General features: G+C 63.9%; 14 protein-coding genes. 6 read left to right on the forward strand and 8 right to left on the reverse strand.

Going from position 1 to position 14632, the window contains the following annotated elements; all coding sequences use genetic code 11:
• Positions 1 to 9: 9 nt before the first annotated feature.
• On the forward strand, positions 10 to 822 hold the full coding sequence (locus ACQ4LH_RS00870; RefSeq protein ID WP_430695428.1) for a helix-turn-helix domain-containing protein: 813 nt from the start codon (positions 10 to 12) through the stop codon (positions 820 to 822).
• Between the two features lie 102 nt (positions 823 to 924).
• Positions 925 to 1668 (forward strand): hypothetical protein, encoded by a 744-nt coding sequence (locus ACQ4LH_RS00875; RefSeq protein ID WP_430695429.1) that lies wholly within the window; start codon positions 925 to 927, stop codon positions 1666 to 1668.
• Positions 1669 to 1862: 194 nt separating this feature from the next.
• Here the strand turns inward: ACQ4LH_RS00875 and ACQ4LH_RS00880 are convergent, their stop codons facing one another.
• Entirely contained in the window at positions 1863 to 2387 is a 525-nt protein-coding gene (locus ACQ4LH_RS00880) for a DUF962 domain-containing protein (RefSeq protein ID WP_430695430.1), read from the reverse strand.
• A 92-nt stretch (positions 2388 to 2479) separates the two neighbouring features.
• Here ACQ4LH_RS00880 and ACQ4LH_RS00885 point away from each other — a divergent pair, with 92 nt between their 5' ends.
• Positions 2480 to 3163, forward strand: coding sequence for a Crp/Fnr family transcriptional regulator (locus tag ACQ4LH_RS00885; RefSeq protein ID WP_430695431.1), 684 nt, complete (start codon positions 2480 to 2482; stop codon positions 3161 to 3163).
• A 93-nt stretch (positions 3164 to 3256) separates the two neighbouring features.
• Positions 3257 to 5251, forward strand: coding sequence for an alkaline phosphatase D family protein (locus tag ACQ4LH_RS00890; protein WP_430695432.1), 1995 nt, complete (start codon positions 3257 to 3259; stop codon positions 5249 to 5251).
• On the opposite strand, the gene ACQ4LH_RS00895 is transcribed toward ACQ4LH_RS00890, so the two are convergent.
• The 4 genes from ACQ4LH_RS00895 to ACQ4LH_RS00910 all read right to left on the reverse strand — a co-directional run bounded on the left by ACQ4LH_RS00895 (position 5248) and on the right by ACQ4LH_RS00910 (position 8450).
• Positions 5248 to 6561, reverse strand: a complete 1314-nt coding sequence (locus ACQ4LH_RS00895) for an NAD(P)/FAD-dependent oxidoreductase (protein WP_430695433.1) — start codon at positions 6559 to 6561, stop codon at positions 5248 to 5250. The two genes, ACQ4LH_RS00890 and ACQ4LH_RS00895, sit on opposite strands and share 4 nt — an antisense overlap.
• A gap of 107 nt (positions 6562 to 6668) precedes the next feature.
• On the reverse strand, positions 6669 to 6842 hold the full coding sequence (locus ACQ4LH_RS00900) for a hypothetical protein (RefSeq protein WP_430695434.1): 174 nt from the start codon (positions 6840 to 6842) through the stop codon (positions 6669 to 6671).
• 95 nt (positions 6843 to 6937) lie between these two features.
• On the reverse strand, positions 6938 to 7909 hold the full coding sequence (locus tag ACQ4LH_RS00905; protein WP_430695435.1) for a hypothetical protein: 972 nt from the start codon (positions 7907 to 7909) through the stop codon (positions 6938 to 6940).
• Between the two features lie 124 nt (positions 7910 to 8033).
• A complete protein-coding gene (locus ACQ4LH_RS00910) occupies positions 8034 to 8450 on the reverse strand; it encodes a MerR family transcriptional regulator (protein ID WP_430695744.1) in 417 nt (138 codons plus the stop codon).
• A 77-nt stretch (positions 8451 to 8527) separates the two neighbouring features.
• Between ACQ4LH_RS00910 and ACQ4LH_RS00915 the strand changes: the two genes are divergently transcribed.
• Positions 8528 to 9754: an NADH:flavin oxidoreductase/NADH oxidase family protein gene (locus tag ACQ4LH_RS00915; protein WP_430695436.1), complete on the forward strand. Its 1227-nt coding sequence runs from the start codon at positions 8528 to 8530 to the stop codon at positions 9752 to 9754.
• A 24-nt stretch (positions 9755 to 9778) separates the two neighbouring features.
• Here ACQ4LH_RS00915 and ACQ4LH_RS00920 read toward each other — a convergent pair whose 3' ends face one another.
• Positions 9779 to 10624: a type 1 glutamine amidotransferase domain-containing protein gene (locus ACQ4LH_RS00920; protein WP_430695437.1), complete on the reverse strand. Its 846-nt coding sequence runs from the start codon at positions 10622 to 10624 to the stop codon at positions 9779 to 9781.
• Positions 10625 to 10756: 132 nt separating this feature from the next.
• Here ACQ4LH_RS00920 and ACQ4LH_RS00925 point away from each other — a divergent pair, with 132 nt between their 5' ends.
• Positions 10757 to 11698 (forward strand): LysR substrate-binding domain-containing protein, encoded by a 942-nt coding sequence (locus tag ACQ4LH_RS00925; protein WP_430695438.1) that lies wholly within the window; start codon positions 10757 to 10759, stop codon positions 11696 to 11698.
• On the opposite strand, the gene ACQ4LH_RS00930 is transcribed toward ACQ4LH_RS00925, so the two are convergent.
• Positions 11680 to 13482, reverse strand: a complete 1803-nt coding sequence (locus tag ACQ4LH_RS00930; protein WP_430695439.1) for a methyl-accepting chemotaxis protein — start codon at positions 13480 to 13482, stop codon at positions 11680 to 11682. The two genes, ACQ4LH_RS00925 and ACQ4LH_RS00930, sit on opposite strands and share 19 nt — an antisense overlap.
• Before the next feature lie 27 nt (positions 13483 to 13509).
• Entirely contained in the window at positions 13510 to 14583 is a 1074-nt protein-coding gene (locus ACQ4LH_RS00935) for an FAD-dependent oxidoreductase (protein WP_430695440.1), read from the reverse strand.
• Positions 14584 to 14632 lie beyond the last annotated feature (49 nt).

The following is a 14632-nucleotide window of genomic DNA, read 5'->3' on the forward strand; positions in this document are numbered from 1 at the left end:
TCGATGCCCATGAACAGTCAAATACAGCCCGTCGGGGCCCTGCTGCGCCAATGGCGTCAGCACCGTCGTCTTAGCCAGCTCGACCTCGCCTGCGAGGCCGATATCTCCACCCGCCACCTGAGTTTCGTCGAAACAGGGCGCGCGCAACCCAGCCGCGAGATGTTGCTGTTGCTCGCCGAGCAACTGGATATTCCGCTGCGCGAACGCAATCGCCTGCTTAGCGCCGCCGGCTATGCGCCGCTGTTTACTCAGCACGCGCTGTCCGAGCCGGCCATGGCCGCCGCGCGCACCGCCATCGAACTGCTGCTCAAGGCCCACGAGCCCTACCCGGCGCTGACCATCGACCGCCACTGGAACCTTCTGGCGGCCAACAGTGCCATCGAACCTTTTCTGGTCGGCATTGCCCCGGAGCTGCTGGTGCCGCCGATCAATGTCATGCGCCTGAGTCTGCATCCCGGCGGGCTGGCCCCGCGTATCGTCAATCTGGGGCCGTGGCGCGCTTACCTGCTGGCGCGTTTGCAGCGCGATATTCAGGCCAGCGGCGATGCTCAGCTGCAGATGTTGTGGGATGAACTGAACGCCTATCCGGGGCCAGCGGCGCCCGCGCAGTTCGACAGCGATACAGTGCTGATGCCGCTGCAGTTTGCCAGCGAGCAGGGTGTGGTCAGCCTGATCGGCACCACCACGGTGTTTGGCACCGCCAACGACATCACCCTGGCGGAGCTGGCGCTGGAAACCTTCTTCCCGGCCGATGCCTTCAGCGCGCAGTACTTGCGTGACCTGGCCGAACAGGTGCATCTTTCCGATGAAATCACTCTTTAGGCTGCTTTTCTCCAGTATTCAGTGCAGTACCCTGTTGCCCGCGATTGTATAAGCTGACCTGGTTCAGCACTGCTCACAAAAATAATAAGGAGCACCCCTCGTATGCGTTCTACAACGCTGACTCGCTCGCTATTGCTCGCGGTTATCGGGCTGTTGGCCGGCCTCTCGCCGCTGACTTTTGCCCAGGCCGTTACCCCCCAGGAACAGGTTCAGGTGCAGGCCAGCCGGGTTACCAGCAGCCTGATGCTGTTACGTGGCGAGGGTTTCCAAAAGAAACACCAGGAGGCCCTGGAAACCGATCTGCAGGCCCTGGCCGCTGCGGTGCAGAGCCTGCCGCAAAACAGCGATGCCCTGCGCAGCGCCCATCAGGAACTGGTGGTGCAGATTCGTCGTGGCGTGGCCTTTGGCCCGAGCGAAGATGACATGCCCTGGCGCTACCCCGAAGAACTCAGCAAGGCCCTGCTCGGCGTGCTCGAGGAAACCCGCAAGCTGGCCGGCCCGGATGACAGCGAACTGTCCGCCAAGCTCGAATACCTCTCGGTGCAGTACCTCAGCCGCGCCTACTTCGGCAATTTCGAAACCGCCCGCGAACAGCCTGACACCTACCTCGGTCAGGATGAACGCAAGATCGTGCCGTCGGTGGATGCGCAGCTGGCTGCGCTGGATAGCAAGGCCGACCCACAGGTCGGCAAACTGAAAACCCGCTGGGATTACCTCAAGGCCGCGCTGGTCGACCTCAACAGCCAGAGCAGCGCGCTACAGAGCGCTTCGGGCAGGCCGTTTGCGCCGATCACTGTGTATCGCCATACCCGCTCGCTGACCACGCAATGGATGGCGATGTACTAAGTCCGTCTTCGATCTGCTGCGCGTCGGCCCTGCTGCGTTAAAAACAGGCTCGGAATGCTCATGTACAAAAGTACACTCGCGTGCGAGCCCAGTCCGCTTCCTCGCTTGTTTTGACCAGCGGGAGGCTGTTACTACGTAGCGCCTTGCAGGACTCTAGCTCGCAAGAGCTTGATTACGTTCTAGGCGTGAATCGATCAAGCAGTCGCTTTTTTCTCGCGAATACAGGTCGGGCCGGCGCGTTCGACGATGGCCTGTTCAACCTCTTTGCGCAGGCCCAGCATGAAGGCCGCTTCGGCGGCGACGAACAGTGGGCCGATCACCAGGCCCATGACGTCATCGACAAACGCCGGTTTGCGCCCTTCGTAGTAATGGCCGACAAACTGGATGATCCAGCCGATCACAAACAGGCCGATGCCGCTGCTTAGCCACACCGCCGTCGACTGCACGGCCAGGCCCGCTGCCGCCCACAGACTGAGTACCAGCAGTAGCGCCATCAGCAGGCCAAAGCGCAGGTCCAGGCGCAGGTAGAACACCCCTGCCGCCACGGCCACCAGCAGCGCGGGGGAAAGCCACAGGCCAAGCAGCTCGAAGCCGGGGCGCGATAGCAGCACGGCAACCGCCACAACGATCAGTGGAATACCGATAAAGTGGCTGAGAATATTGCGTTGGTCGCGGTGATAGGCCGCGTATTGAGCCAGATGATCAACCAGGGTTTTCATTATTATTTTCCTCATGCAAGACAGGTGGCCAGCATGAACCCTCGCCCGCGCAGCGCTCTGTCAGCTAGCCGACAAACCTCTTGGAGCCGTCGATGAACAGCGGCCACAGCTATCAGGCGCGCCTGCGCCAGGGGCATTGGTTTAACGCCCTGCCCGCTGCATTGCAGGAGGCGCTGCTGGCCTCCGCCCAGGTGCAACAGCTGGCACCCGGGCAGGTGCTGTTTCGCCGCGGCGACAAACCCTGCGGCCTGTATGCGGTGGTCGAGGGCGGCATGCGCATCGGTGCGGTCAGCGCCACCGGCAAGGAAGCGCTGCTGACCCTGGTCGAACCGCCCTACTGGTTTGGCGAAATTTCCCTGTTCGACGGTCAGCCGCGCACCCACGACGCCTTTGCCGAAGGCCCCGCCACTTTGCTGCTGGTGCCGCAGGCGCCGCTGTTGGCGCTGCTCGAACAGCAGCCGCAGTACTGGCGTGACTTCGCCCTGCTGATGAGCCACAAGTTGCGCTTGGCGTTTATCGCCCTGGAAGAGATGAGCCTGCTGCCCGCCGCCCCGCGCCTGGCTCGGCGCCTGCTGCTGATCGCGGAAAACTACGGCGAAGGCGAGCCACGCCGCGTGCTGCACCTGCCCCAGGAACAGCTGGCGCTGATGCTGGCGATCTCCCGGCAGACCACTAACCAGATCCTCAAGGAACTGGAAGGCCAAGGCATTCTGCGCCTGACCTATGGCGAGATCGAAATCCTCGATCTGCCGCGCCTGCGCCAGGCGGCGCAGTGAGCCAAACCGGCCGGGCAGGCTGCAAAGACTGAACCTGTGGCGCAGAATGGCGCTCTATTGCCGACCTGCATGCCACCAGAGCCCGATGTCCTGATGCCGATAACCGCTGCCACCCCCACTGTCGCCCACGCTGACCTGCCCCTGGTGTTGGCCGGCCCGCTGCTGCGCCGCATGGAGCCGCAGCGCCTGGTGCTCTGGCTGGTCGGCAGCCGGCCGCTGACCCTTACCCTGCAGCTGAGCCATGGAGAGGCGCCCGAGCCACAGCGCTTGCCGCTGACTGGCGACAGCTGTCAGGTCATCCAGATCGGTGAGCAGGCGTTTATCCATCTGATTGATCTGGCTCTCGACGCCCCGCTGCCCTGCGATGTGCAGATTGATTACGACCTGCTGATCGAACAGCCGGATCAGGCCGCGCTGGGCATCGCCGACTGGGCGCCGCACTTGCTGTACTACGGCGCGACCCAGGCGAATTTCGTACTGCGTGCGCAGCTGGATCATCTGCTTCACGGCTCCTGCCGCAAGCCGCATCACCCGGCGGCCGATGGCCTGCTTTGCGCCGACCGTCTGCTGGCCGAAGCGCATGCCCCCGAACAGCGCCCGGCGCTGCTGCTGATGAGCGGCGACCAGATCTACGCCGATGATGTCAGCGGGCCGATGCTGCGGGCGATTCATCAGGTGATCGAGCGTCTCGGCCTGTTCGGCGAGCACCTGGAAGGCGCAGTGGTCGCCGACAGCACGGCGTTGTACCAGCACCCGGCCAGCTACTACCAACGCGCCGAGTTGCTGCCGGCGCTAAAGAGCAACGAAACCCTGCGCGAGCGCTTTTTCGGCGGCGTGGAGAAGCCGGTGTTCACCACCAGCAGCGCCGACAACCACCTGGTGACCTGCGCCGAAGTGCTGGCCATGTACCTGCTGGTCTGGTCGCCCGTGCCCTGGACGTTGCTGGATGCGGAAATGCCGGCACTCAGCGCCGAGGAAGTGCCGCGCTACCAGGCCGAACGTGGGCGCATCGAAGCGTTTCGCGGCGGCCTGGGCCAAGTCGCCCGCGCCCTCGCCCACTTGCCAACGCTGATGATCTTCGATGATCACGACATCACCGATGACTGGAACCTCTCCGCGCAGTGGGAAGAGACGGCCTACGGCCACCCGTTTTCCAAACGCATCATCGGCAATGCGCTGATCGCCTACCTGCTGTGCCAGGGCTGGGGCAATAACCCCGATGTGTTTGCTGAGCCGCTGCAGATAATCCGTGCGATGACTGAGGGCCGCGATGCTGCCAACCATATGGACAGTCAGCCGCAGGACGCGCTGATCGACGAGCTGCTGAGCTTTCACCAGTGGCAGTTCGTCCTGCCGAGCACCCCGGCGCTGGTGGTGCTGGACACCCGCACGCGGCGCTGGCGCAGCGAGCGCAACCTCAAGCGGTCGTCTGGTCTGCTGGACTGGGAAGCGCTGTGCGAATTTCAGCAAGAGCTGCTTGATCATCCGTCGGCGATCATCGTCTCCCCCGCGCCGATATTCGGCGTCAAGCTGATCGAGACCATCCAGAAGGTCTTCAGCTGGGCCGGCCATCCGCTGATGGTCGATGCGGAAAACTGGATGGCCCACCGTGGTGCGGCGCAGGTGATGCTGAATATTTTCCGCCACTCGCGCACGCCGGGTAACTACGTGATTCTCTCCGGCGATGTGCATTACTCGTTTGTCTACGAGGTGCTGATCCGCCAGCGCAAACGCGGCCCGCAGCTCTGGCAGATCACCAGCAGCGGCCTGAAAAACGAATTCCCGCCGCGCCTGCTCGACTGGTTTGACCGCCTCAACCGCTGGCTGTATGCGCCCTGGTCGCCGCTCAACTGGCTAACCACGCGCCGTCGTATGCAGGTCAAACCGCGCATCCCCTCGCGCAGCAAGGCCGGCGAGCGTCTGTGGAATGGCGCGGGGCTGGGTCAGGTGTTCTTCAACGAGCAAGGCCAGCCGAGCGCGATCTATCAGCTGAATGCCGATGGCTCGCCAGCGGTGGCCTTTGTCGGTGATCGCGATGAGGCGCCTGCCACCCAGACGGCGAGCAGTCGCTCAGAAGCCGCGTCTTAACGCAGCTTTTCCAGCATTTGGTAGTACCACATACCGGCGGCCAGCATCGGGTTGCCGAACACGTCGCCGAGCGGCACCTTGATCTGTGAGCAGGCGGCGAAGGTGTCGTAGTGGCCCATGGTGCCGGTCAGGGCGTTGGCCATGATCTCGCCCATGATATGGGTGGTGGCGATGCCGTGGCCGGAGTAGCCCTGGCAGTACCAGACGTTGTCCGAGAGCTTACCCAGCTGCGGAATGCGGTTGATCACGATGCCCATGGCGCAGCTCCACTGGAAATCAATGGCCACCCCCTTGAGCTGCGGGAAGGTCTGTTCGATGCCGGGGCGCAGCTCGGCGGCGATATCCCGCGAATCCCGCCCGGAGTAGTTGCAGCCACCGCCGAACAGCAGGCGGCCGTCGGCGGTCATGCGGTAGTAATCGAGGACGAAGCGGCAGTCGTACACGGCCAGGTCCTGCGGGTTGATTTCCTTCGCCAGCTCACCGAGTGGCGCGGTGGTGACGATGCCGCCCATGGCCGGGAAGATCATGCCCTTGAGCTTTTTCGGCTCCAGCTTGTGGTACACGTCGCCGGCCAGCAGCACCTGTTTGGCGTTGATCCTGCCTTGGGCAGTGACTACCGCCGGGTTGTTGCCATGCACAATTTCCAGCACTTCGGAGTGCTCGAAAATCAGCGCGCCGAGGCTGGCGGCGGCCTTGGCTTCGCCGATGCACAGGTTCAGCGGGTGCAGGTGCATATTGCGGGTGTTCTTCAGCGCGCCGCTGTACAGGTCGCTGGCCAGGTGGCTGCGCACGCCATCGCGGTCGAGCAGGGTCACGTCAGCGCCCATGCCTCGGCGCTGCGCTTCGGCGTAGGTGGCCTGCAGTTCCTGCATATGCACCGACTTCATCGCCGCGTGCAGGTGGCCGTGCTTGAGGTCGCACTGGATACCGTACTTCTCCACCCGCTGCTTGATGATTTCGTGGCCGCGCCAGCGCAGGTGCCAGATAAAGTCTTCCACCTCTTCGCCGAGGGTGTTGCGCATCTGCTTGGTCATCGCCGCATCGCCAGACAGGCTGCCGGTGACCTGGCCGCCGTTGCGCCCGGTGGCGCCCCAGCCGATCTTGTTGGCTTCGACAATCGCCACCTTGATGCCGCGCTCGGCCAGCTCCACGGCAGACGCCACGCCGGTAAAGCCGCCACCGATGATCACCACATCGACGCTGACCTCGCCTTGCAGGGTCGGGTAGTCGGTTTCCTCATTGAGGCTGGCGCTGTAATAGGACGGGCAGCGCTCGGCGGCGGGCGTTACAGGTTTGATGGCGGCGTTCATAAGGCGGTTCCTGGAATCGGGTAACGGGTGCTGTCGCGAGCAGACGGCTCAGCGGTTCGCGTCAGGGCAGGCGCGTGCAGCACACAATAGGCAGACGGCTGAAGCGATCAGCGCGGAAGGCTCAGGGCATCCGGCGGGCGCGCGTGGCGGCAATGCCACAGGGCCCAGAAGGCGAGGATTTCCGGTAACAGTGGACTGAGCCGATCAATACCAAAACGCTTCTCGGCCTTGCACAGGCAGAAGCGGAAGACGCGGCGCAGATCGGCTATCGGTTCACTCATACCGGCAGACTCGCACGCTGGCGACAGTTGGTTAAATCGTGTTTTTCACATATTCAGATTGCTTCTGGCTAAACAATCAGGGGCTCGGACCAGGCTTATGGTTGATAGCGAAACGGCACCCTGAGGCCGCTTTCGATCTGCCCGGACAGCTGATGCACACCGGCCAGCACACCATGCTCGGTGCTGCGCATCAGCCCCAGCCACTCATCATCGAAGGCGGCGTTGAGATTCTTGCGCAGCTGCGCCTCGCTGGCTGGGCGCGCACTTTCCCGCGAGACGGCGGTAAACAGCGCCACGCCGAGGGATACCGTGGTCCCGGCCGGGCCGCCGATCAGCGCCGATAAGGCGCCGGCCGCACCGCTGACCGCGAGGTCGTCCACCAGGCGCTCGCTGGTATGTTGCGCCACGGCGGAGATGCCTGGGTCCGCCGACCAGTCGCCGAGGCCGCGCGGGGCATTGCGAATGCGCTCGATAAAGGCGCTATAGGCCGGCAACTCGGTGAGCGGTTCGGCGTGCAGCAGCTCATACAGCGATGCGCCGGGTGCCTGGGTGATGGCTGGAATGGCCTGCAGGCGCTGGTGGAACTGCTCGCGCGGCACGTCATATTGCTGGGCAATTCGCGGCAGGTTTTCATCGAGATGTTGGAGGTAGATCCAGGTGCTGCGCGCCATGATCTGCTGCGGATCGTCGGTCTCGGCGACCGGTTCCAGCACGCGCTCGCGGTATTGCTCTTGCAGGTACAGGGCCAGGCGTTTGACGCTGGGGTCCTTCGCGCCACCGCTGCTGAGGCGGTACCAGGAAACCTTGACGCTCATCCACTGCTGGGTCCAATAGCCGGAAAACCAGGGGATAAATTCCTCGTCGGTCTGTTGGTACACCAGGTCCATCCACTGCTCCATCGACAGCAGGGCATGTTCGCGCGCCTGTTGCGCGGCGCTGCGTGAAAGGGTGGTGATGTCGCGGTCAACCTGCTGCCAGGTGCTCGCCGTAACCGGCACCGGCGGATCGCTGGCGCAACTCGCCACTGCCAGCAGCAGGGCGAGCAGAACGACGCGCGGACTCGACATGGCAAGCCTCCGCCTGCTGAGTGCCAGCCCCTACTCCAATGGAGTGCTGAAGTTATTCCCCCTGTGGCTTGAGTATAGGCGCGCGTCTAGCAGCTTCCGCTGGCAGCAGACGGCAGGTATAGACCTACTGGCTGGCGTGCGTGTCACGCAGATTGGCCAGCACCCGCTCGGCGTTTTCCGTGCAGGGCATGCCTTCCGGTTTGCTCTCGATGGTGGCGATGATGGTGAGCAGCTGCGTCTTGTTCTGCGCCAGACGTTGTTGCATCGCCTCAATCTCGATGACCTTGCGTTGCAGGCTGTCGAGCATCTGCTCATGCGCCCAGCCCTGTGGGTTGGCATCGGGCAGCAGGCGGCGAATCTCATCCAGGCTGAAACCGGCCTGCTGCGCGCAGCTGATAATGCCCAGGGTCTGCAGTGTCTGCTCCGTGTAGCTGCGATAGCCGTTGGCCTGACGCTGGGCGTTGATCAGCCCGCTGGCCTCGTAGAAGCGAATGCGCGAGGCGGCCAGACCGCTGCGGGTGGCCAGTTCACCAATTTTCATCATCTGTGCTCCGGGCTATTGACCTTAAAGTTGACTTTAACCTTAGGCTTGCTCCATCTGCTACCCCGGAGTACGCCATGACTGCCTTCCAACCGCTGCAACTGCCCAACGGTACGACCATCACCAACCGCATCGCCAAGGCGGCGATGGAAGAGAACCTCGCTGACGCCAGCCAGGGCCCGTCCGCCGAACTGTTGCGCCTGTACCAGGCCTGGGCCGAGGGCGGTGCTGGCTTGTTGCTCAGCGGTAACGTGATGGTCGACCGCCGCGCGATGACCGGCCCCGGCGGCGTGGTGCTGGAAGATGAGCGTCAGCTGGACAAGTTCCGTGAGTGGGCGCGCATCGGCCGTGCCCAGGGCGCGCAGTTCTGGATGCAGATCAACCATCCCGGCCGGCAGATGCAGGCCAACCTCGGCCAGCAGACCGTCGCGCCCTCGGCCGTGGCCCTGGAGCTGGGCGGCCTGTCGAAGATGTTCCCCGTGCCCAAGGCGCTGGATGAAGCGGAAATCCACGAGCTGATTCAGCGTTTCGCGCGTACCGCGCAACTGGCCGAACAGGCCGGCTTTAGCGGTGTGCAGATCCACGCGGCGCACGGTTACCTGCTGAGCCAGTTCCTTTCGCCCATCAGCAACAAGCGCACGGACAGCTGGGGCGGCACGCCGGAAAACCGCGCGCGTCTGCTGCTGGAGGTGGTCAAGGCGGTGCGTGCATTGGTGGCCCCGAGCTTCTGCGTGGCAGTAAAGCTCAACTCGGCGGACTTCCAGCGCGGCGGCTTCGATGCGGCCGACGCCAAGCGCGTGGTGCAGCTGCTCAATGAGCTGGATGTTGATCTGGTCGAACTGTCCGGCGGCAGCTATGAAGCCCCGGCCATGCAGGGCGATGCCCGCGACGGCCGAACCCTTGCGCGTGAGGCGTACTTTCTCGAGTTTGCCGGTGAGATCGCCGCAGCGGCAACGATGCCGGTGATGGTCACCGGCGGTATTCGCCGTTTGCCGGTGGTCGAGCAGGTATTGGCCAGTGGTGTGGCCATGGCCGGCATCGCCACAGCCTTGGCGATCAACCCAGGGCTGCCGAAACAGTGGCAGGCCGGACAGCACAACAGCGCCGAGCTGGCGCCGATCCGCTGGAAGCACAAGGCCCTGGCATCCCTGGCCTATATGGCGGTGGTGAAATTCCAGCTGCGCCAGCTCAGCCTGGGCAAGCACACCCACGCCGGAGTGTCGCCACTGCGCGCACTGCTGCTGGAGCAACTGAAAAGCGCGCGGCGCACCCGCCAGTACAAACGCCTGATGGCGGCGGGCTAAGCCGCACCGCCTGCGCGCAGCAGCTTATTGCTGCGCGTTCAGCGCCTCGATCAGGGTCTTGGCCAGCAGGTGGTCGGAGAACGGGTTCTGCCCGGTGATCAGCTCACGATCGACCACCACCTTGGGCTGCCAGGCCTCTGCGTACTGCAGCTCACCACCCGCCGCGCTCATCGCCTGGCCGGGGTAGTAGCGAATCTTGTCGCCCTTAAGCGACGACTCGAAGATCACTTCTTCCGGCGTGGAGAAGATGGTCATGCGGTAGCCCTGGTAGGTCCAGTCCTGTGCCGCTGGTTGTTCGCCGCGCGCCAGCGCCGCTTCGTAGCTTTGCGGGTCGGCCTGCGCCGAGAGCAGCGCAATGGGCCCGTGGCAGATGGCGGCGGTGGGTTTGCCGGCCTGGTTGAAGTGCTTGAGCAGCGTGCCGACCTGCGGGTTGTTGGCCAGGTCGATCAGCGGCGCGTGGCCGCCAGGGATCAGCAGACCTTCGTACTGGTCGAGGCCGCCGGCCAACACTTCCTGCAATGACAGGCTGTCGTCAATCCCGGGGAGGCCGGAGACCACCTGCTGAATACGCTGCATTTCGGCGGCATCTCCGGCGAAATACATAGGATCAAGTGAAGTCTTGTCCACGCTCGGCGCATTGCCCTTGGGCGTGACCAGCACCAGCTCGTAGCCGGCCTTGAGCAACTGATCGGCCGGCACGCCGAACTCATTGAGGTAATAACCGGTCGGGTAGCTTTTGCCGTCCTTGAGCGCCAGCTGGTTTTCGCTGGAGAGCAGCACCAGCACCTGACCTTTGGGTTCGGCGGCGTGGCTGGTGGCGGCGCTCAGCAGGCCGAGCAGGCTCAGGGTAATCAGGTTGAAGGTCTTCATCGTCAGTCCTCGGGGGGCAGGTTCAGCGTTATGCGCCAAGCCTGAACGCTGGCGAATGACGCGCTGGTGACCAGCTTAGAGACACCGCTATGATTCGATAATTCGAAAGCTTCTATTTCTGGTATCCAAATAGTGAATATCGCCAACAAGGACTTCAACCTGCTGCTGGTCTTTCATGTGGTCTACCAAGAGCGCAACGCCTCGGTGGCTGCTGCCCGCATGGCCCTCAGCCAGCCGGCGCTGAGCCATAAGCTGAACAAGCTGCGCCATGAATTCGCTGACCCGCTGTTTGTCCGCGCGCCGCGTGGCCTGACGCCGACGCCCAAGGCGCATGAGTTGGCACCGCTGGTGCAGCGCCTGATCAGCGAGATGGAGGCCTTCTATGAGCAGTGCGAGGGCCGCGATTTCCTCGCCCGCGCCGAACGCATTCACCTCTACAGCACCGACTATATCGAGCAGATCCTGTTACCGCGCCTGCTGCCGAGGCTGCGCGAGCACGCGCCAAATCTGCAATTGATCACCCACAACACCCGTGGCCTGCTGCCGCGCGAGGAGCTGGAAAAAGGCACCTGCGACCTGGCCATTGCCGGTTTCTTCGCCGACCTGCCGGATACCTTCAGGCAACAACGCCTGCTCAGTGAGGACTTTGTGGTGCTGGCTTCGCAGAGCAACCCGCAGCTGCAGGCGGGGCTCGATCTGCAAGGTTTTCTCGCCTGCGAGCACCTGCTGACCACCCTCACCGGCGACCTCAATGGCCTGGTCGACCGCGCCCTCGCCGCCCAGGGGCAAGTGCGCAAGGTAGCTGCCGGGTTATCCAGTTTTATCGCGCCGCCGCGTTTGCTGCGCGGCACCGATTTGCTGCTGACTTGCCTGCGTTCAGTCGCCGAGGAGGCTGTGGCACATGACGGCGACCTGCGCATCCATGCGCTGCCCTTGGCGTTGCCACGGGTCGAAGTGATGCAGATTTGGCATGAGCGCACCGAGGCCGATCGCCTGCGCCGTTGGTTGCGCCAGCAGATCCAGCAGGTCGCAGAGGAGCTGCAAGGCGCTCTGGATCAGGGCTCTGGCTTGTAACCCAGGCGTAAGCCACCCCAATGCCGCCCCTGGAGCATGATCGGCACCGACAGGTCGTGCATCAGCTCGCCGGTATCGCGCATATAGGTCTGTAGCAGCAGCGGCTTCTGATGGCTGCCACAGCGGATGCCGGTGCGGTCGTTGAACAGGCGCTTGCTGCGGCTTTTCAGGGTGTCCACGGCGCGGTCGCCGCAGGGTGGGTGGTTAAAGGCGTTGTTGTGCGTTGGTACGTAGCCTTCGGCGGTGCAGGCGATGGCGAAGACCAGGCCTTCGTGCTGGCTCAGCAGTGGCTCCTGAATGGCTGGCAGCACCTGATCGGCGTAGCTGTCGAAGCGCGTCTTGTACTTGGCCGGGAAGCTGCCGGCAATCGGTTGGTAGTGACGGTCAAACAGGTCGCTGGCGCTGATCCGGCCGCTTTGCAGGTCTGCTTCAAACTGCGCGGCAATCTGCGCCGCGGCGCTGCGGGCGAGGTCATAGATGCGTTGGTGGTAGTCATCCAGGCCGACTTCGGCGAGCTGTTCGCTGACGCTTTCCGCCTGGCCGACTAAACGTTCGGCGGCGCTGCTGAGCTGGCGCGTCTGCCCTTCGCTGTCGCCGACATCGCCGCGCAACTGGCCGACTGCTACCGAGAGCTCGGCCAGACGTTCGTGGTTTTGTCGGGTGCCCGTGTCGATCTGGCTGACCTGGCTTTCCACATCCACCGCCAGTTCGGCAATGCCCTGCAGCTGTTCGCCAGTGTGCTCAACCTGCTGTGCGGCCAGGGTCAGTTGCTCGGCCTGCTGCTGCATATGGCTGACCACCGCTGCGCTCTGCTGGCGGATATCGCTGACGATCTGCCCGACTTCCTCGGTGGCGCTGCTGGTGCGTCCGGCGAGGTTGCGCACCTCATCGGCGACCACGGCAAAGCCCCGGCCGAGCTCACCGGCGCGGGCTGCTTCGATGGCGGCATTCAGCGCCAGCAGGTTGGTCTGGCTGGCGATGGACTGGATCACCAGGGTAACTTTCTCGATCTGCTCTGTGCGGGCGCTAAGGCCGTCGATCAGCTCGCGGCTGGTGGCGGTCTGTGCGCTCAGGTGCTGCATGGTCTCGATGGCCTGACGCAGTTCCTGCTGCCCGCTGCTGCTGTTCTGCCGCACGCTCTGCGCCGCCAGCAGGGTTTGCTCGGCGCGCTGGGCGTTGTCCTGTTCGGTATGGGTGATGGCCTCGGCGGCCAGGTTGATCTGCTCGGTGGCGCTCAGCTGCGATTGCAGTTTGCCGGCCAGCTGCTGCGCCGCATGCGCCACTTCGGCGGCGGCCAGGGCGTTGTGACAGGTGTGTCGCGACAGGCTCTGGCTCAGGTTGCTGAACGTATCGTGCTGCGCATTGGCGGGCGCCGGATGGTCTTCATGCTGGCGCTGCCAGGGCCCTAGCCAAGGCCACAGGGCCAGCAGCAGAAAGGACGGAATGCTGATAAACCACGGCAGCTGGATCTGCTGGTACGTCACCATCAACCCGGCCAGCCCGATGGCATGCAGCAGGCAGGCCTTGGGATAGGTAATAAACGCAGAGCGCATGACAAACCTCATTATTTTTATTCTGGTCGAACCAACACCAGAAACTGCCTGTGGCGCGCCGCTGTGGAGTGGGCGGGCCATGCCTGCTGGAACCGGAATGCGTGCAGCTGGATGTGGCTGGGTAGGCAATCGGCCGTTGTCGGCGAATCTATAGACCATAGCGGGTGACGCTCCCTGCGGCCAACCTTTGGTGGGAGGTTGATTCGAGCACCCATGGCGGTTGAGGGCCATGGCACTTTGGTCGCAGGTGATTCGTGTTTAGAGTCGATGGCGCTGAATAAAACCCTTATCTAGAAAATCCTTCCAACGCCCGTAGAAGCGCCCGCCAGCACTGTGCCCATGCCAGTCCAGCAGCGCCCCACCGTCGCCCGTGGCGAGCAGCGCCAGGCTCTGGCGTTGCGGGCGGTAGCGCTTGAGCGTCAGGCCGCGTAGCGCGGCGTTGAGGTTGGTGGCCAGCACCGGGCCCTGGCGTACCGAGTACACCCCGCTCTTGCGTGCGCCGGGCAGGCTGGCGCAGTCGCCCACAGCGAAAATCGTCGGGTGGGTGTAGCTCTGCAGCGTCGGTGCAATCAGTACAAAGCCCTGCTCATCGCAGCCCAGGCCGCTATGCGCCGGCCAGGCAAAGGCCTTGGCGCCGCTGGCCAGCAACAGCCGTTGACCACGCCAGACCGGCTCGTCGCCGCTGAACAGGCAGTCGTCCTCGATGCGGTTGATCGGGCAATCCTCGCGCACCCACACACCGCGCTGGCGCAGATGGCCGAGGGCGCGCAGACGTACCCCGGCAGACAATCCATCGAGCAGATGGCCGGCGCAGAACACCGCCAGCTGCGGCACTTTTCCGGCCACGGACAGTGCCAGCTCAACCCCTGCCGCGCCACCACCGAGAATCGCCAGGGGTTGCGGCTCGGCCTGCCAGCGCTGCCAACCCTCAAGAAATTCCGCAAAGGGTTTTACCGCCAGCAGCTGCATGGCCCCGCCCTGCTGCGCTGGTGCAGAAACTTGCGCGCCTACATTTAGCGACAGCCAGCTGGCGTTAAGGGTTCGGCCATCGGCCAGCTGCACCTGCTGCTGGGCGGCGGACAGGCTCTCCACCGGACTGATGATCAACTCGACCTTGGCCGCCCGGCATAACGCCTGCAGCTCGACCTGACAATCCTCCGGCCGATGCCGCCCGGCTAGCAGCCCCGGCAGCATGCCGGAATACCAGGCCACCGGCCCGGCACTGAGCAAGGCAATACGCCCCGGCGGCCGCTCGACCAACGCCCAACGCCGCAGCACGCCGAGGTGGGCGTGGCCGGCACCGATCAACAGCAGGTCATAGTGATGAGTCACGCAGGGCTTCCATGGGTTGCGCTGAGACAGAGCCCGCATGGTAAAGACT

Origin of the sequence: Pseudomonas peli (assembly GCF_050563605.1) — a bacterium.
Lineage (GTDB): Bacteria > Pseudomonadota > Gammaproteobacteria > Pseudomonadales > Pseudomonadaceae > Aquipseudomonas > Aquipseudomonas peli_A.

Bases quoted from the DNA above. Each gene is read 5' to 3' on its own strand.
- ACQ4LH_RS00870 (WP_430695428.1), top strand. From the start codon at position 10: ATGAACAGTCAAATACAGCCCGTCGGGGCCCTGCTGCGCCAATGGCGT.
- ACQ4LH_RS00875 (WP_430695429.1), top strand. From the start codon at position 925: ATGCGTTCTACAACGCTGACTCGCTCGCTATTGCTCGCGGTTATCGGG.
- ACQ4LH_RS00880 (WP_430695430.1), bottom strand. From the start codon at position 2,387: ATGAAAACCCTGGTTGATCATCTGGCTCAATACGCGGCCTATCACCGC.
- ACQ4LH_RS00885 (WP_430695431.1), top strand. From the start codon at position 2,480: ATGAACAGCGGCCACAGCTATCAGGCGCGCCTGCGCCAGGGGCATTGG.
- ACQ4LH_RS00890 (WP_430695432.1), top strand. From the start codon at position 3,257: ATGCCGATAACCGCTGCCACCCCCACTGTCGCCCACGCTGACCTGCCC.
- ACQ4LH_RS00895 (WP_430695433.1), bottom strand. From the start codon at position 6,561: ATGAACGCCGCCATCAAACCTGTAACGCCCGCCGCCGAGCGCTGCCCG.
- ACQ4LH_RS00900 (WP_430695434.1), bottom strand. From the start codon at position 6,842: ATGAGTGAACCGATAGCCGATCTGCGCCGCGTCTTCCGCTTCTGCCTG.
- ACQ4LH_RS00905 (WP_430695435.1), bottom strand. From the start codon at position 7,909: ATGTCGAGTCCGCGCGTCGTTCTGCTCGCCCTGCTGCTGGCAGTGGCG.
- ACQ4LH_RS00910 (WP_430695744.1), bottom strand. From the start codon at position 8,450: ATGAAAATTGGTGAACTGGCCACCCGCAGCGGTCTGGCCGCCTCGCGC.
- ACQ4LH_RS00915 (WP_430695436.1), top strand. From the start codon at position 8,528: ATGACTGCCTTCCAACCGCTGCAACTGCCCAACGGTACGACCATCACC.
- ACQ4LH_RS00920 (WP_430695437.1), bottom strand. From the start codon at position 10,624: ATGAAGACCTTCAACCTGATTACCCTGAGCCTGCTCGGCCTGCTGAGC.
- ACQ4LH_RS00930 (WP_430695439.1), bottom strand. From the start codon at position 13,482: ATGGCCCTCAACCGCCATGGGTGCTCGAATCAACCTCCCACCAAAGGT.